Raw genomic sequence first — 15497 nt, 5'->3', positions numbered from 1 at the left:
GCCTCTATCGCGTCGCCGGATTCAAGGTTCGACGGCGGGAAGTCACCCCAGGGGCTGCCTTCAATTGACGTGAGAAGACATGACGACGCAAGCCGTTGAGTGCGGGCGCTATGATCTCGCCATCGGAGGCGGGCGTAGGCCAATACTCAACGAAATACCGGTAGGTGTTGGCGCCCAGCACCATGGCTTCAACGGTGCCGAGCCATTTGAGCTGGGCGCGGTCAAACTCAGCGGTTCCCCCTTCCAGCAGTTCGTAGGCCTTGAACTCGTTGTTGGTATCAGCGGCGTATCCATCGGCGGTCACAAAATTCTGGACGATCAGCTGTCCCATGAGCGAACTCCTCCATCCGGTTCCGGCCCGAAGGAGCCTACGCCGCGAAGAATGAGCCCACAAGCCCTTCCCAGGCTTCCTCCTCGGGGGTCTCCCGGCAACTTTCGGGCGTGGCCGGCCCTCGGCAAGGATGGGCGGGCAAATACTGGCACGCCCATATGACGCAGCTACGACCTCTGAGCAAAGGACCTGTTAGACATCTTCATCAGTTCCCGGGTGTGGACGCTGGAGGAAGAAGTAGGGGTCGCCTTTTCCATCGCGTTCCAAGTCGTAGTGCTTTATGGCATTCTTCGCTTGATAAACCGAGATCGCCCGCGGGAATCCAGGTTCCGTGCACTGCTCACGGAGACGCTCCAACGCTCCGACCCGTGCTCCTGTCTTCTTGTCCGTCCGTACACCGATATCGGCGGTAAGGATCCGAACACCTTCCGGGTCACGGGCAATGAAGCCCTCCAAGCTGAAGTGCAGCTCAAGAGTCAGGTACTTGCTGGCTATAACCGCCCGGGCCAAGTCCTGCGTGGTGCTGGTGAAGTGTTCAAGGGCAATATTCGGAGGCTTCTGAAACATGGTTCATTCTTACCACCCGACTATGACAACGACGTTCCGCGCAACCAGCTACCTGTGCTTGAACTCCGGCTGGCGCTTCTCGCTGAACGCTGCCATGCCTTCCTTCTGGTCCTCCGTGGCGAACAGGGAGTGGAACACACGGCGCTCAAACAGCACACCCTGTGTCAGGCCCATCTCGAAGGCTGCGTTCACGGCTTCCTTGGCTACCATCGCGGCGGGCTTGGACTTGGAGGCGATGACTTCCGCGGCCTTGATGGCCTCATCAACCACCTCAGCGGCAGGAACCACACGGGACACCAGGCCGGAGCGTTCGGCTTCTTCGGCGTCCATGAACCGGCCGGTCAGGATCATGTCCATTGCCTTGGCTTTGCCCACGGCGCGGGTGAGCCGTTGCGAACCGCCCATTCCGGGAATCACTCCGAGGTTGATCTCGGGCTGGCCGAACTTTGCGTTGTCGCCGGCAATGATGATGTCGGCCATCATGGCCAGTTCGCAGCCGCCGCCCAATGCAAAACCGGACACTGCCGCGATTACGGGTATGCGCAGCCGGGTGAGGTCCTCCCAGTGCCGGAACCAGTCCGCTGCGTACATGTCCATGTAGGTGTTGGAGGACATTTCCTTGATGTCGGCGCCGGCAGCAAATGCTTTGGCCGATCCCGTGATCACCACAGCCCCAACATCCGGATCAGTGTCCATCAAAGAAACAGCGTCCACGAGTTCGTTCATGAGTGCAGTATTGAGCGCGTTCAGCGCCTCAGGCCGGTTCAACGTCACCAAGCCCACGCGTCCCCGACGTTCCACCACAATGTTCTGGTACTGCTCCGTCATGCTTTCCCTCTCGTAAAAACGCTCAAGTACACGGACAATCTCTCACACCGACTTATCGCGGATCTCCGTGATGATCCCGGAGAAGTCCCGCCCGGCGCCTTCTCCTGCGGCGAAAGCGTCGTAAATCCGCGAGGCCAAGGGACCCATTTGGGCAGCAACCCCCGTGCTTTCCAACGCGTTCAGAGCCAGGCGCAGGTCCTTGGCCATCAACGCACCGGCGAAGCCAGGCTGGTAGTCGCGGTTGGCGGGGCTGGTGGGAACCGGACCCGGAACTGGGCAGTTGGTGGTCAGCGCCCAGCATTGGCCGGACGCGTTGGATGCGACGTCGAACAGTGCCTGGTGCGTGAGCCCCAGCTTCTCACCTAGAACAAACGCTTCGGCAACGGCGATCATGGACACACCCAGGATCATGTTGTTGCAAACCTTCGCGGCCTGACCGGCCCCATGATCACCGCAGTGAACGATCCTCTTGCCCATGAGCTCCAAAATGGGCTTTACGGTCTGGAAGTCCTCTGGCAAAGCACCCACCATGAAGGTCAGCGTCCCGGCCTCGGCGCCCACCACACCGCCGGACACAGGCGCGTCGACGGAACGGTGCCCGGCATCCACGGCCAGCGCGGCAGCCTCACGGGCTTCGTCCACATTGATGGTGGAGCAGTCCAGGAACAGCGTGTTCGGTTTGGCGATGGACAGCAGCCCCGGCCCGTCCACGCCGCGGTAAGCGTCCAGCACGTGCTTGCCGCTGGGCAGCATGGTCAACACCACTGCGGCCTCCGCCGCAGCCTCATGCGCCGTGGAAGCCATGGGAATTCCGTGGGCCAAAGCAGCCTCGACGGCCGCTGGAACGGGGTCATAGCCGATCACATCGTGCCCGGCCTTGATCAGGTTAGCCGCCATAGGCCCGCCCATATGGCCCAGCCCAAGGAAGGCGATGAGGCCGGTTGCTGCTGCATTCTCTGTCATGATCGTCTCCTCTAGTTCGACTGGACTGGAGCGGCTGAAAGTCCCAGCTCCCGCTCGCCGAGCGGCGCAAAGTAGCCCTCGACGTCGGACTCCCGGACTTCGGCGAGACTCGGCGGCTTCCATTGCGGGTTGCGGTCCTTGTCCACCACTTGCGCGCGGATGCCCTCCCGGAAATCGGGCCCGGCCAGGCATCGCAGGCCCACGCGGTATTCCTGGTCCAGCGATTCCTCCAAGGAGAGCCCGCGGACGCGTCGCAACGATTCCAACGTGACCTTGACCGACGTCGGTGATTTGGCCTCGATGGTGTCGGCAGCAGCAGCTGCCTCGTCGCCCAAGGTGCGAAGGCTTCGGACGATCTCCTCCGCGTCGTGGTGCGCATACGCTGCGTCGATCCAGTCCCGCTGTGCCGCAAGTGCCGAGTCCGGCGCCGCTTGGGCAAAGTGCTCGACGGCGGCCTCCGCCGTCGAGCTTTCCAGCGCTTCCGCCAACGCGGGGAGGCTTTCGGACGGGACGAAGTGGTCCGCGAGCCCCAGGAACAGGGCGTCCGCACCGGATAGGTGAGCCCCGGTCAGGGCTGCGTGCGTGCCTGCCTCCCCCGGTGAGCGAGAAAGAAGGAGCGTGCCACCGACGTCGGGCACGAAGCCGATGGTGGTTTCCGGCATTCCGGTCCGCGTCCTTTCGGTAACCACGCGAACGGAGCCGTGAGCCGAAACGCCTACGCCACCACCCAGGACCAGCCCATCCATGAACGCGACGTAAGGCTTGGGATAGTGCGAGATCAGCGCGTTAAGCCGGTATTCGTCAGCCCAGAATTCGGCTGTCTCGGAGCCACCGTGGAGCATGTCTTTATAGATAGCCACGATGTCGCCACCGGCACACAGCCCCCGGTCGCCCGCGCCGCGCACCAAAACGGTGGCAACGGCGTCGTCGTCGGCCCAAGCGGCCAGCTGCCGAAGCATGGCTTTCACCATCCCGGCGTTCAGCGCGTTGACTGCTTTCGGCCGGTTGAGCGTCACGATTCCGAGGTGGCCGCGACGCTCAAAGAGAACTTCGTCTTCTGTCTCCGGAGCCCCCATCAGCTGCCCGCCGGCATGATGAAGCTGGCGCCTTGGCGAATACCGGAGGGCCACCGCGACGTCACGGTCTTGGTCTTGGTGTAGAAGCGGAAAGCATCGGCGCCGTGTTGGTTGAGGTCGCCAAAGCCGGACGCCTTCCAGCCGCCGAACGTGTAGTAAGCGATGGGCACGGGAATGGGCACGTTGATGCCCACCATGCCTACCTCCACGCGGCTGGCAAAGTCCCGGGCGGAGTCGCCGTCGCGGGTGAAAATTGCGACGCCGTTGCCGAACTCGTGCTCGCTGCAGAGCCTGAGCGCTTCGTCATAGTCAGCCGCACGCAGAACGCTGAGGACGGGACCGAAGATCTCTTCCTTGTAGATCTTCATGTCCTTGGTGACGTTGTCGAAGAGGGTGGGGCCCACCCAGAAGCCGCCGTCGTATCCATCCACGGAGAGGCCACGACCATCAGTGACCAGCGTTGCGCCCTCGTCCACGCCGGACTGGATGTAACCCTCGATCCTCTCCTTGGCAGAAGCAGCCACCACGGGGCCGAAGTCCGAATCCTTGTCCAGGCTGTGGCCCACTTTGAGGTCCTTGACGCGTTCGGTCAGCTTAGCCACCAGCGCATCAGCGGTTTCCTGCCCCACTGGAACGGCAACGGAGATCGCCATGCAGCGTTCGCCGGCGGAACCGTACCCGGCACCAATCAGGGCGTCGGCTGCCATGTCCAGATCGGCGTCGGGCATGATCACCATGTGGTTTTTCGCGCCGCCGAAGCACTGCGCGCGTTTGCCGTGCGCCGCGGCCGTTGCGTAGATGTACTGGGCGATGGGCGTGGAGCCCACAAATCCAATGGCTTTGACCCGCGGATCTTCCAGCAGCGCATCCACGGCTTCCTTGTCACCATTGATCACGTTGAAGACGCCGTTGGGCACGCCTGCCTCGCTGTACAGTTCCGCAAGGCGCAGGGGAACGGAAGGATCCCGTTCGGAGGGCTTGAGGATGAAGGCGTTGCCGGCTGCGAGCGCCGGACCGGACTTCCACAGCGGAATCATGGCCGGGAAGTTGAAGGGAGTGATGCCTGCGACCACGCCCAACGGCTGGCGGAGCGAATGGACATCGATCCCCTGCCCGGCGTTGTCCGAGAATTCGCCCTTGAGCAGGTGCGGCGCCCCGGCCGAGAACTCCACTACCTCGATGCCGCGCTGGATATCGCCCTTGGCGTCCGCGAAGGTCTTGCCGTGCTCGGAGGACAAGAGCCTGGCAAGTTCGTCCATGTTCTGGTTGACCAGGTCCACGAACTTCAGGAGGATGCGTCCCCGGCGTTGCGGGTTCATGGCCGCCCATTCGAGCTGGCCCTTTTCTGCATTTGCGACGGCGTTGCGAACCTCGTCCGCGCTGGCCAGCGGAAGCCGTGCCTGAACTTCGCCCGTGCAGGGATCGTAGACATCACTGAACCGGCCGGACGTGCCGTCGATCCTCTGGCCGTCTACGTAGTGGGAAAGCTCGCGCACCATGGTGAAATGCTCCTTTGCATCGGTGAATGACTGCCGTGCCGCCGGGTGCTGTGACCGTTGCCGAACACGTGACCAACTGTGATCCAGGTCATCTCTGAATCCGAATATACTCGGACTTCCTACTAATTTCCAGAGGGGTACTAGTGGACCTCCCTCATCTCCTTGTACGCCTCCAGCGCTTCGGCCCGCGTGGTTTTGAGGTCCACGATTTCCTCTGCGTACTCCGGTGTCCCGAACTCCGGAATCCAGCGGGCGATGTACTTCCCTTGAGGATCGAATTTGACGCGCTGAGCCTCCGGATTGAAGATCCTGAAGAACGGTGAAGCATCCGCGCCGGAGCCGGCTACCCACTGCCAGTTGGCGGGATTCGATGCAGGATCCGCATCCACCAGGGTGTCCCAGAACCACTGCTCCCCCAGCTGCCAATGGATGCCGAGGTTCTTCACCAGGAAGCTGGCGGCAACCATGCGGACGCGGTTGTGCATCCAGCCCGTATGCCACAGCTGCCGCTGCCCCGCGTCCACCATGGGGAAACCGGTGCGGCCCTGCTGCCAGGCCCGGAACTCCTCGGGTGCCGACTCGTGGCCGGGATGCTTGTTACTGCCATTTTTGGCGCTACCCGGCCACGCCCACGGGAAGCGATCAAACTCAGTGCGAAGGTTGGCCGTTGCCAACTCCGGGTTGTGGAAGTACTGGTGCCAGCAGAACTCACGCCAGCCCAACTCGGAAGCATAAATAGAGGCGCTTTCGGAGCGTTTGGACCCCAGGGCATGCCACACCTCGAACGGGCTGAGCTCACCCCAGCGAAGGTAGGGCGAGAGACAACTGCTGCCATCGGTATCGGGGCGGTTGCGGCCCTCGCTGTAGTTGGACAGGCCGTCATCCACGAACTTGGCGAGCCGCTTGTGCCCGGCAGCAGCTCCCGGCGTCCACATCTCGGCCAGCCCACCTGACCAGTCCGGCGTTGTGGGCAGCAGATGCCACGAATCCAGCTGCTCGTAGGCGGGCAGCTTTCCCGTGAATCCGTGGCCCGCTTGGGGGACAGCCAAGGGCTCGCGGAAATCCTGCGCAGAAACGGTCCGCCAGAAAGGGGTAAAGACCTTGTACTGTCCGCCTGTTTTGGTGGTGACTTCCCACGGCTCATGAAGAAGGGAGGCCTGGAAACTCGAGACGTGCAGTCCCGCCTCGCCCGCCCAAGCCTTAATGCCGGCGTCCACCGTCCGCTCAGCGGAACCGTACCGCCGGTTCCAGTACAGCCCGCCGGCACCAATCGCCGTCGTGGTCTTCTGCACGATGTCCGCCGCCGGGCCACGGCGGAGGAGTAATGGAACACCGAGCTTGTCCAGCTCCTCACGGAGGCTGGTCAGCGAGTGGTGGAGCCACCACCGCGAGGCCCCGCCGTGAGGGCGGATGCCCGGCGATTCTTCGTCAAGGACGTAGAGGGCAACGGCCGCACCGTCGTCGACGGCGGCACGCAAGGCCGGGTTGTCGGCGACCCGCAGATCGTCGCGAAACCAAACAATGGACGGCTTCATGAGTACCTTTCAGCGAAAACCCTGGGAAACAGGAACAGCCCATGCCCCCTAAGAAATCCTAGGGGCATGGGCTGAGAGCTCGCTGGTATGAAATCAGGCGATGGATGCCAAGGCTTGCTGGCGGATCTCGGAAACCGGAATGTCGGTGGCAGTTTCGGTCCACATCGGGACACTATTTACCACGTAGTCCCTGGCGGCCGGTCCAACCATGGTCATGCCCGGGTAAATCCGCCGGCCATTTTCCTTGACGGGCTTATGGCCCTCGAGTTCCAGAGCGGTCTTGAAGGCGGAGTCGGGAATGGGGATTTTGCGTCCGAGGACGCACCAGCTGATGTACAAGCCATAGAACGTGTCAAAGTCCAAGCCGTTGTCAGTGTCGTCCTCAAACACCACACAGTCGCGAATAAAGCTACCAATTTGGGTGTCGGTCATTACGGGGCCTCCGGCGTCGGAAGAAATAACGGGCCGCCGGTCTGCATCAGCGAATGTCCTGTTCCCTCACTATAGACCCGTTCCGGGGGTCTGAACGAGGAAATGAGATTAACTCTGGGTTGCGCACGGCCAAATGCCCGTGCTAATGCGGGAAAACAGGGATGATTAGGACTAAGCGTCAATCACCATATCGGTCCGCGCGGTGGAGCAGCAGGGAAGGAACTTGCCTGCATCAATCTCACGTGCCCGGATTCCGCCTTGGTGGTTCATCTCCACTTCACCCGAAAGTTTCACCACCTTGCAGGAGCCACACATACCCTCTTTGCAGTTGGCACCGATCCTGACGCCGGCACGCTGGGCAGGGCCCAGGATGTGCTCAGTGGGATCCACCCGAACGTTGATCCCCGTGCGCATGAAGGACAAGGTGAGGCTTCCCGTTCCTACTGTCTCAAAACTCGAAGCATCGGGAGTTGAAACCTCCGCCCCCGCATCCGAACCGTCGTCAGAAGCTTCAGGTGCATCCGGGTCAACCGTTTCCAGCGGCATCCCCGTGGCCTGCAGGGTCCCCTCGGCGTCGTAGCCGGGCTCGTAGAGCCCGAACGCTGCGGGCTGGCCCTCATAGTAGTCCTCCGCGGAATCCGCGATTTCCTCTGCGATCTCCTCAGCAATGTCCACCGCAAGGGCCAGCTCTGCCTGATACTCAAGGATGGTCTGGCGGTCCCCGGTGAAGAACTCCATATGGATGGAGGTGTCATCCACTCCCACGTTCCCCAACAGTTCGGTGGCCGTGTTCAGGTAGCCCTCGGGGCCACATGCGTAGACCTGCCGCCCGTTGGCGTCCGGCGCAACCTCGTTCAGCATGGCCGCCGTGAGCCGTCCGCTCAGCCCTTCCCAATCCGCGGGTTTGGCGCGGTCGCCCAAGGAGTAGAAGACCTTGATGCGCGAGTCCACCGAGGCGATGTAGGCGAGCTCCTTATTAAAGGCAAAACCCTCGTCCGCCGCCCCGTGGTACAGCACAACCACATCGGCCTGTCCGGGCAGAGAGTGGATGGTCCGCACCATGGACATGATCGGCGTGATGCCGGCGCCGGCGGCCAGCAGGAGGTAGCGTGCCCGCCGGTCAGCGTCGGGCAGGTGGAAGGCACCCACGGGTCCCAACATCTCAAGGACAGTGCCGGGCTTGATGTTCTGGTGCACCCACGGCGAAACCAGTCCTGTGGGATCGCGTTTGACCGTGATGTCGAAAGTCCACGGCTTGGTGGGTGCGCTGGACAGCGAGTAGCTTCGGTCCGCCGGATCCTGGTCCTCGCCGTTCACGGGGAAGGCAACGTTCACGTACTGGCCGGCCCGGAACGCCAGGGGCGCACCGTCGCAGCGGCGGAACACGAAAGTCATCATTCCACCCACTTCGGGAACGATTTCCACGCATTCGGCCATGAACTCCTGCGGATGCCAGGGACCCAGGGCGCGGGCTGCGCTGGCGGGTCCCTCGGTGCTGCCCATCACCCTGTTCCACGGCATTTCAAGACCGCGAATGCGATGTGGCTCCTGGACGATGGTCTCAGTGAGGAGTTCGGTCATGCCAGGTGCTCCTGGACACGCTGCACGTACCAGTTGATGAATGCCTCCACCTGGTATTCGCTCTTCATGTACGGGCCGGGCTCGTAGGCAGGGCTGCCGGCTCCGGTCTGGCACAGTTCCACGAACGCTTTGTCCTGCAGGTTGGTCTGTTTCCAGGTGTAGGTGAGTTTCTCCAGGTCGTAGTCCACGCCTTCCACTGCGTCGTCAGCTACCAGCCAGGTGGTGCGAACCAAGGACTGGTGTTCGTTGATGGGGAAGACACCGAACGTAATGACGTGATCGCTCTGGAAGTGGAACCAGCTGTTGGGCTGCAGGTGCATCGAGCAGCGGCCAAGGCGGAAGTCCGGCAGATCACCAAGCAGTTTCTTGGAAAGCCTGCGCCCGTCGGCCGAGAACGATTCGCCCTCACCGTCGAGGGATTCACGTGAAATACGGATTCCTGCAATGCGGGTGTCCAGCTCCTCCACCACCTCGTAGGGAAGGCCATAGCGGCGGCAACGCTCCTCAAGCGAGGATTGTGCTTCCTTGTTGCGGTCCCACACTTCCTCAAGGTGGGCCGGGATCAGGCCCTCCGTCAGTCCCCACGTGGGAAACAGCGAACAGGCGAGCTCCGGGTGGCCGTCGCAGTGGTAGCACTCACGGTTGTTCTCCATGACGAGCTTCCAGTTGCCCTCCTCGATGATGTTCTGCTGGTAGGCAATCTTCGTCTTGGACAGATCGTGGGGCGCAAGGTACGGCTCAAAGATCCTTGAGGTTTCGTCAAAATCGGTGGGCGGCTCATCGGCAATGCAGACGAAGATGAGCCCGGCAACCTCGCGGCCGTGTGCCCGCTTCAGGGCGAAGCAATTCTTGTCGAACTTGGCCTCGCCGGGAGCGGAGGCATGGATCAGGTTGCCCTCGGGGGAATAGGTCCAGGAGTGGTAGCCGCACACCAGGTTTCCAGTGGCCCCTGCAGCCTCGGTGAGGACCCGTGCGCCGCGGTGGCGGCAGACGTTGTGCAGGACGTTCACGCCGCCGTCGTCATTGCGCAGAACGATCAGGGAGTAAGGACCGTAGTCAACCGTGATGTAGTCGCCCGGCTCCGGTAGCTCGGCGACGCTGCCGGCAAAGATCCAGTGCTGGCCAAAAATGGCTTCCATGTCCATCTTGAAGATCGTGGCATCGGTGTAGAAGGGCGCGTCGAGGGAATAACCCTTGCGCCGGAACTCGAACAACGCGCTGATCTCTGCCAGCTGCTCTGCAGGCAAAGAAGAGGCGAGTTTTCCGCGTGAGTTGAGGGGCAAGACTGGAGCAGACATATGTTTTCCTCCCGGGAGGCGTGGGTCAGAGTGTGTTTCGTGGGGAGCACTGCTGCTTGGGGGGCGAGCGGCGATGTCGAAAACCTTGTATTCATGAGATTAGGGATCATTGAACCACAACAAAAGCGCAAGATTCAGAAGATAACCGTGCACAATAGGTGCATGATCGATGCGAGGCTCATCACACTCCGGGTGTTTGCCCGCTGCGGCACCATTGGCGCCACCGCGGAGCTCACCGGATACTCTCCTTCCGCCGTCTCCGCTCAGCTGCGGGAGCTCCAGCGCATGCTGGGAATGCAGCTACTGACCAAGGACGGCCGGGGCGTGCGGCTGACCGCCACGGGCCGCTTTCTGGTGGCCGGTTCGGACACCCTCATTGCCGAATGGGAGAGCCTGCGCGCAGCGGCGATGGAGGCCGGCGATCAGGTGCAGTCACGTTTTGGGCTCGGCGGCTTCTCGACGGCGGCCGCCCAGTTGCTGGCGCCGCTGGCCGCCACCCTTCGCTCCACGCGTCCCCTGCTGGAGGTGCAGGTGCTGGAAGCAAATCCGGCCCGCTGCTTCGATTTGCTGGTGGCCGAGCGAATAGACCTTGCAGTGATTGTTGCCATGCAGTCAGACACCTACGTGGAGGACGATCCCCGGTTCGAACAGACCGTCTTGCTGGACGATCCCCTGGACGTCATCATTCCCGGTACCCACCGGCTGGCATCACGGGAAACTGTGACCCTTGAAGAACTGGCTGCAGAACCATGGATCACAGAAGCCGCCGGATCCACGTACCACGCCCTCTTTACAGCGGCCTTTACGGCTGTAGGTGTAACACCGCGAGTAGCTCATGAGGCCGTTGAATGGGAAACCCAAATCGCTTTCGTGGGCGCAGGGCTGGGCGTTGGCCTGCTGCCGCGACTCGCACCCCTGCATAATGCCGAGAACGTGGTCCGGCTACGCATTACCGGTAAAGGCAAGCCCGCACGCCGAATTGTGGCAGCGGTGCGCAGGGGCAGCATCGCGTCGCCTTTGATCCAGGAATCGCTGGGCATCCTGCAGGAGAGCGCACAGAGGATCCTCACGGCCCGGCCGGAAGACGACCGCTGACAATCCGGCGCGAGGCTGCAGACGGTAACTACGCCGCGAAAAGGGCCTGACGTACAGCATGCTCAAAGCCACTGACGTGCACGCGGGCCAGCTCAGCAGCCTTGTCCTCTTCACCGTCAAGGACAGCCTTCAGCAGATCCAGGTGCTCACGCACGTGGTGCTCAAGATCCGGCAAACGATCCAGGACCATGCACCAGATCCGGGTTGCCAGATTGTCGTAGCGAATCAGGATGTCTTCGAGGTGCGGGTTCGCGGCCGCCGCGTAGATTCCCCGGTGAACGCTGGCGTCGAGCCGCAAAGTTTCGACCACCGACGCAGCATCGACGTCAAAGTCCTCCACTGCGCGCATCACTTCACGAAGATGTTCTTTGGTGGCAGCGGATGCAACGCGAGCCGCCCTCGCAGCAGCGAGGGGTTCCAATTGTGCCCGGATCTCGGAAATAAAGGCCAGGTCAGTCACATCCACGCGCGTGGCAAACGTCCCCCGCCTTGGATAGGTAATCACCAGCCGGTCCAGCTCCAGGCGTTTCAATGCTTCCCGCACCGGAGTCCGACCTACCTCCAGGTCTTTGGCCAGCTGATCGTCGTTGAGGAGCTCGCCGGGCTTGATGTCCAACATCAGGAGCCGGTCCCGGAGGCGTTCATAGGCGATGTCGGCCAGGGATTTCTTCGTGTCGTCACCGGCGATTGCCAGAGTTCCAAAAGTCACGGCGCCTTCTCCTTCCAACCAAAAGAAATCTATTGACCTGCCTGAATGACCAGTATACGCTGAATCCAATCCTAATATATCAGTTCGGGACTCAGGAATATATCTAAAGGAGGCGACATGACCCTCATGGCGACAGACTCACCCGTAAGCACACTGCCCAAGCCGGAAGCGCTCAAAGACGAGCAGGCACAGAAGTTCGTACTCACATTGTCGTGCGTCGAACGGGCCGGGATCGTTCAGGCAGTCACCACCTTCCTGTTCGAGCGCGGTTTCAACATTGAAGAACACCAGCAGTTCGACGACGGCCTCCGCCAGACGCTGCACCTGCGGACCGCTTTCTCCGGACCACTGTCCTACTCGCCGGAGCGGCTCGAAGAAGAATTCAGCGCAATTGCCGACCGCTTCGAGATGAAGTTCAGCTTCCACGACCAAACCAAGAAGCGGGTCCTGGTGATGGTGTCCAAGTTCGGGCACTGCCTGAACGACCTCATCTTCCGTTGGCGGGGCGGCAGCCTCGGCGGTGACCTGGTGGTGGTTGCCTCAAACCATGAGACCCACCGCGCCATGGCAGAAGCCGCCGGCCTGCCCTTCGTCTACATTCCCGTCACGCCTGACACCAAGGCTGAAGCCGAGCAGCAGCTCCTGGACCTGGTGGAGGAGTACAACGTGGACCTCGTAGTACTGGCTCGCTACATGCAGGTGCTTTCGGACGACTTGTGCCGCGCCCTCGAGGGACGCGCCATAAACATCCACCACTCCTTCCTGCCGGGATTCAAGGGCGCCCGTCCCTACCACCAGGCCTACGACCGTGGCGTGAAGCTGGTGGGTGCAACCGCCCACTACGTCACCGCGGACCTGGACGAGGGACCCATCATCGAGCAGGAAGTCATCCGCGTCGATCACAGCTACGGCCCCACCACCCTCTCCACCGTGGGCCAGGACGCCGAAGCCCTGGCGTTGTCCCGCGCCGTGAAGTGGCATTGCGAACACCGCGTGCTGCTGGACCAGACCAGCACAGTGGTTTTCCGCTAAACCACGCCCCAGAACACCAGCAGACTCACCCCTTTTTAACTTCAGCAGGAGAACCCCATGGCATCCACGCCTCGCATTGTCATCATTGGAGCTGGGATTGTTGGCACCAACCTCGCCGACGAACTGGTCACCCGCGGTTGGAACAACATCACTGTCCTGGACCAAGGACCCCTGAACATGCCCGGTGGCTCCACGTCCCACGCACCGGGCCTGGTTTTCCAGACCAACCCGTCCAAGTCCATGGCACTGTTCGCCAAGTACACGGTGGAAAAGCTCCTGTCCCTCACGGAGGATGGCCAGAGCTGCTTCAACCAGGTGGGTGGACTGGAAGTAGCCACCACGGAGACCCGCCTGGCTGACCTGAAGCGCAAGCTCGGCTACGCACAGTCATGGGGCATCGACGGCAAGATCCTCTCCCGCGAGGAGTGCAAGGCGCTCTACCCGCTGATCAATGAGGAAGACATCCTCGGTGGCCTGCACGTCCCCACCGATGGCCTGGCGCTTGCAGCCCGTGCCGTGCAGCTGCTGATCAAGCGCACCGAAGCTGCCGGGGTGAAGTACATCGGCAACACCGAGGTCACCGGAATTGAGCAGACCAACCGCCGCGTGACCGGCGTCGAAACCGCCGACGGCGTGATCCCCGCGGACATCGTGGTTTCCTGCGCCGGTTTCTGGGGCGCCAAGGTGGGCGAGCTGATCGGAATGTCCGTTCCGCTCCTCCCGCTGGCTCACCAGTATGTAAAAACGACGCCGGTTCCCGCCCAGAAGGGCAAGAACGAACTGCCCAACGGCGCCCAGCTGCCCATCCTGCGTCACCAGGACCAGGACCTTTACTACCGCGAGCACGGCGAGCGCTACGGCATTGGCTCTTACGCTCACCGCCCCATGCCCGTGGACCTTGACGAGCTGGGTAGCTACGAGCCCAGCAGCATCAGCGAACACAATATGCCCTCCCGCCTGGACTTCACGCTGGAGGACTTCCTTCCTGCGTGGGAGGCCACCAAGCAGATCCTGCCGGCACTGCGCGAAAGTGAAATCGAGGATGGTTTCAACGGCATCTTCTCCTTCACCCCGGACGGTGGCTCACTGGTGGGCGAGTCCAAGGAAGTGGACGGGTTCTTCGTTGCAGAGGCCGTGTGGGTGACCCACTCCGCCGGCATTGCCCGCGCTGTGGCCGAACTGCTGGTGGACGGAAAGTCTCAGATTGATCTGGGAGACTGCGACATCCACCGTTTCGAAGAGGTTCAGCTGACCCCCGAATATGTCAGCGAAACGTCCCAGCAGAACTTCGTGGAAATCTACGATGTGATGCATCCGCTCCAGCCCAAGCTCTCCCCCCGCAATCTTCGCGTCAGCCCCTTCCACGCCCGCCATAAGCAGCTGGGCGGCTACTTCCTGGAAGGCGCCGGCTGGGAACGTCCGTACTGGTTCGAAGCCAACGCTGAACTCCTCAAGGAAATGCCGGACGATTGGCAGCCCCCGGCCCGTGACGCCTGGTCCGGAATGTTCAGCTCGCCCATTGCCGCAGCTGAAGCCTGGAAAACCCGCACAGCCGTTGCCATGTATGACATGACGCCACTGAAGCGCCTCGAGATCTCCGGCCCGGGAGCCGTGAAGTTGCTACAGGAACTGACCACCGGTGACATGTCCAAGAAGCCCGGCGCGGTAACGTACACGCTCCTTCTGGACGAGGCCGGCGGCATTCGAAGTGACATCACGGTGGCCCGCCTCAGCGAAGACACCTTCCAGCTGGGCGCCAACGGCAACATGGACACCGCCTACTTCGAGCGGGCAGCACGGCACCAAACGGAGAACGGCGACGCCGGCGACTGGGTCCAGGTGCGTGACACCACTGGCGGCACCTGCTGCATCGGCCTGTGGGGTCCGTTGGCCCGCGACCTCATCAGCACCGTCAGCAGCGACGACTTCAGCAACGACGGCCTGAAGTACTTCCGTTCCAAGAAGGTCACCATCGGAGGGGTCACTGTCACTGCGATGCGCCTTTCCTACGTGGGCGAACTCGGCTGGGAGCTCTACACCAGCGCAGACAACGGGCAGCGCCTCTGGGACGCCCTGTGGAAGGCCGGCCAGCCGTTCGGCGTCATTGCCGCAGGCCGTGCCGCGTTCAGCTCGCTGCGACTGGAAAAGGGCTACCGTTCCTGGGGCTCGGACATGACCACCGAGCACGATCCTTACGAAGCGGGCCTCGGGTTTGCCGTAAAAATGACCAAGGAAAACTTCGTCGGTAAGGCCGCTTTGGAAGGCCGCACCGAGGAAGGCTCAGCCCGCCGCTTGCGCTGCTTGACCGTCGACGACGGCAGGAGCCTGGTGCTGGGCAAGGAACCGGTGTTCTACAAGGACCAGGCCGTGGGTTATGTAACCAGCGCCGCCTACGGCTACTCGGTCCGCAAGCCGATCGCCTACGCCTACCTGCCCTCTGCAGTGTCCTTGGGGGACTCCGTGGAAATCGAATACTTCGGCCGCCGCATCCAGGCAACCGTCACCGAAGATCCGCTGTACGACCCCACCATGAGCCGGCTCCGGGGCTAAT

General features: G+C 62.1%; 14 protein-coding genes. 3 read left to right on the top strand and 11 right to left on the bottom strand.

The annotated features are described in order from the left end of the window. Nucleotides 1-4 precede the first annotated feature (4 nt). From HAV21_RS22175 to HAV21_RS07185, 10 genes are all read right to left on the bottom strand, one after another. Nucleotides 5-331, bottom strand: a complete 327-nt coding sequence (locus HAV21_RS22175; protein ID WP_243753161.1) for a hypothetical protein — start codon at nt 329-331, stop codon at nt 5-7. Between the two features lie 192 nt (nt 332-523). Beyond that, on the bottom strand, nt 524-898 hold the full coding sequence (locus HAV21_RS07225) for a hypothetical protein (protein ID WP_142936885.1): 375 nt from the start codon (nt 896-898) through the stop codon (nt 524-526). Between the two features lie 48 nt (nt 899-946). Further along, on the bottom strand, nt 947-1726 hold the full coding sequence (locus tag HAV21_RS07220; protein ID WP_166841197.1) for an enoyl-CoA hydratase: 780 nt from the start codon (nt 1724-1726) through the stop codon (nt 947-949). 42 nt (nt 1727-1768) lie between these two features. After that, a complete protein-coding gene (gene mmsB / locus HAV21_RS07215) occupies nt 1769-2689 on the bottom strand; it encodes a 3-hydroxyisobutyrate dehydrogenase (protein WP_166841196.1) in 921 nt (306 codons plus the stop codon). An 11-nt stretch (nt 2690-2700) separates the two neighbouring features. Beyond that, nucleotides 2701-3765 carry an enoyl-CoA hydratase/isomerase family protein gene (locus HAV21_RS07210; RefSeq protein WP_166841195.1) on the bottom strand — a complete coding sequence of 355 codons (1065 nt, stop codon included), beginning with the start codon at nt 3763-3765 and terminating at the stop codon, nt 2701-2703. Continuing rightward, the gene (locus HAV21_RS07205; RefSeq protein WP_166841194.1) at nt 3765-5264 is read right to left on the bottom strand and encodes a CoA-acylating methylmalonate-semialdehyde dehydrogenase; all 1500 of its coding nucleotides are present in this window, start codon (nt 5262-5264) and stop codon (nt 3765-3767) included. The genes HAV21_RS07210 and HAV21_RS07205 overlap by 1 nt, the downstream gene beginning before the upstream one ends. 140 nt (nt 5265-5404) lie before the next feature. Then, entirely contained in the window at nt 5405-6799 is a 1395-nt protein-coding gene (locus tag HAV21_RS07200) for a deoxyribodipyrimidine photo-lyase (protein ID WP_166841193.1), read from the bottom strand. A gap of 93 nt (nt 6800-6892) precedes the next feature. Beyond that, complete coding sequence (locus tag HAV21_RS07195; protein WP_142936891.1) at nt 6893-7231, bottom strand: hypothetical protein; 339 nt, start codon at nt 7229-7231, stop codon at nt 6893-6895. 171 nt (nt 7232-7402) lie between these two features. After that, nucleotides 7403-8812 carry a ferredoxin reductase gene (locus tag HAV21_RS07190; RefSeq protein ID WP_166841192.1) on the bottom strand — a complete coding sequence of 470 codons (1410 nt, stop codon included), beginning with the start codon at nt 8810-8812 and terminating at the stop codon, nt 7403-7405. Then, nucleotides 8809-10110 carry an aromatic ring-hydroxylating dioxygenase subunit alpha gene (locus HAV21_RS07185; protein ID WP_142936893.1) on the bottom strand — a complete coding sequence of 434 codons (1302 nt, stop codon included), beginning with the start codon at nt 10108-10110 and terminating at the stop codon, nt 8809-8811. The genes HAV21_RS07190 and HAV21_RS07185 overlap by 4 nt, the downstream gene beginning before the upstream one ends. Before the next feature lie 162 nt (nt 10111-10272). Between HAV21_RS07185 and HAV21_RS07180 the strand changes: the two genes are divergently transcribed. Then, nucleotides 10273-11205, top strand: a complete 933-nt coding sequence (locus tag HAV21_RS07180) for a LysR family transcriptional regulator (RefSeq protein WP_166841191.1) — start codon at nt 10273-10275, stop codon at nt 11203-11205. Nucleotides 11206-11233: 28 nt separating this feature from the next. On the opposite strand, the gene HAV21_RS07175 is transcribed toward HAV21_RS07180, so the two are convergent. After that, complete coding sequence (locus HAV21_RS07175; protein WP_142936895.1) at nt 11234-11914, bottom strand: GntR family transcriptional regulator; 681 nt, start codon at nt 11912-11914, stop codon at nt 11234-11236. A 117-nt stretch (nt 11915-12031) separates the two neighbouring features. Between HAV21_RS07175 and purU the strand changes: the two genes are divergently transcribed. Beyond that, a complete protein-coding gene (gene purU / locus HAV21_RS07170; RefSeq protein ID WP_142936896.1) occupies nt 12032-12946 on the top strand; it encodes a formyltetrahydrofolate deformylase in 915 nt (304 codons plus the stop codon). 57 nt (nt 12947-13003) lie between these two features. Next, nucleotides 13004-15496 carry an FAD-dependent oxidoreductase gene (locus HAV21_RS07165; protein ID WP_142936897.1) on the top strand — a complete coding sequence of 831 codons (2493 nt, stop codon included), beginning with the start codon at nt 13004-13006 and terminating at the stop codon, nt 15494-15496. The last annotated feature ends 1 nt before the right edge of the window (nt 15497 follow it).

This window comes from Paenarthrobacter sp. MSM-2-10-13 (assembly GCF_011605365.1).
Classification (GTDB): Bacteria; Actinomycetota; Actinomycetes; order Actinomycetales; family Micrococcaceae; genus Arthrobacter.
This window is presented reverse-complemented; position numbering and strand designations above follow the sequence as displayed.

Excerpts from the sequence above, each read along its gene's own strand:
- HAV21_RS07225 (WP_142936885.1), bottom strand. The coding sequence starts at position 898 with ATGTTTCAGAAGCCTCCGAATATTGCCCTTGAACACTTCACCAGCACC.
- HAV21_RS07200 (WP_166841193.1), bottom strand. The coding sequence starts at position 6,799 with ATGAAGCCGTCCATTGTTTGGTTTCGCGACGATCTGCGGGTCGCCGAC.
- HAV21_RS07195 (WP_142936891.1), bottom strand. The coding sequence starts at position 7,231 with ATGACCGACACCCAAATTGGTAGCTTTATTCGCGACTGTGTGGTGTTT.
- HAV21_RS07165 (WP_142936897.1), top strand. The coding sequence starts at position 13,004 with ATGGCATCCACGCCTCGCATTGTCATCATTGGAGCTGGGATTGTTGGC.
- HAV21_RS22175 (WP_243753161.1), bottom strand. The coding sequence starts at position 331 with ATGGGACAGCTGATCGTCCAGAATTTTGTGACCGCCGATGGATACGCC.
- purU (WP_142936896.1), top strand. The coding sequence starts at position 12,032 with ATGACCCTCATGGCGACAGACTCACCCGTAAGCACACTGCCCAAGCCG.
- HAV21_RS07205 (WP_166841194.1), bottom strand. The coding sequence starts at position 5,264 with ATGGTGCGCGAGCTTTCCCACTACGTAGACGGCCAGAGGATCGACGGC.
- HAV21_RS07220 (WP_166841197.1), bottom strand. The coding sequence starts at position 1,726 with ATGACGGAGCAGTACCAGAACATTGTGGTGGAACGTCGGGGACGCGTG.
- mmsB (WP_166841196.1), bottom strand. The coding sequence starts at position 2,689 with ATGACAGAGAATGCAGCAGCAACCGGCCTCATCGCCTTCCTTGGGCTG.
- HAV21_RS07190 (WP_166841192.1), bottom strand. The coding sequence starts at position 8,812 with ATGACCGAACTCCTCACTGAGACCATCGTCCAGGAGCCACATCGCATT.
- HAV21_RS07180 (WP_166841191.1), top strand. The coding sequence starts at position 10,273 with ATGATCGATGCGAGGCTCATCACACTCCGGGTGTTTGCCCGCTGCGGC.
- HAV21_RS07185 (WP_142936893.1), bottom strand. The coding sequence starts at position 10,110 with ATGTCTGCTCCAGTCTTGCCCCTCAACTCACGCGGAAAACTCGCCTCT.
- HAV21_RS07210 (WP_166841195.1), bottom strand. The coding sequence starts at position 3,765 with ATGGGGGCTCCGGAGACAGAAGACGAAGTTCTCTTTGAGCGTCGCGGC.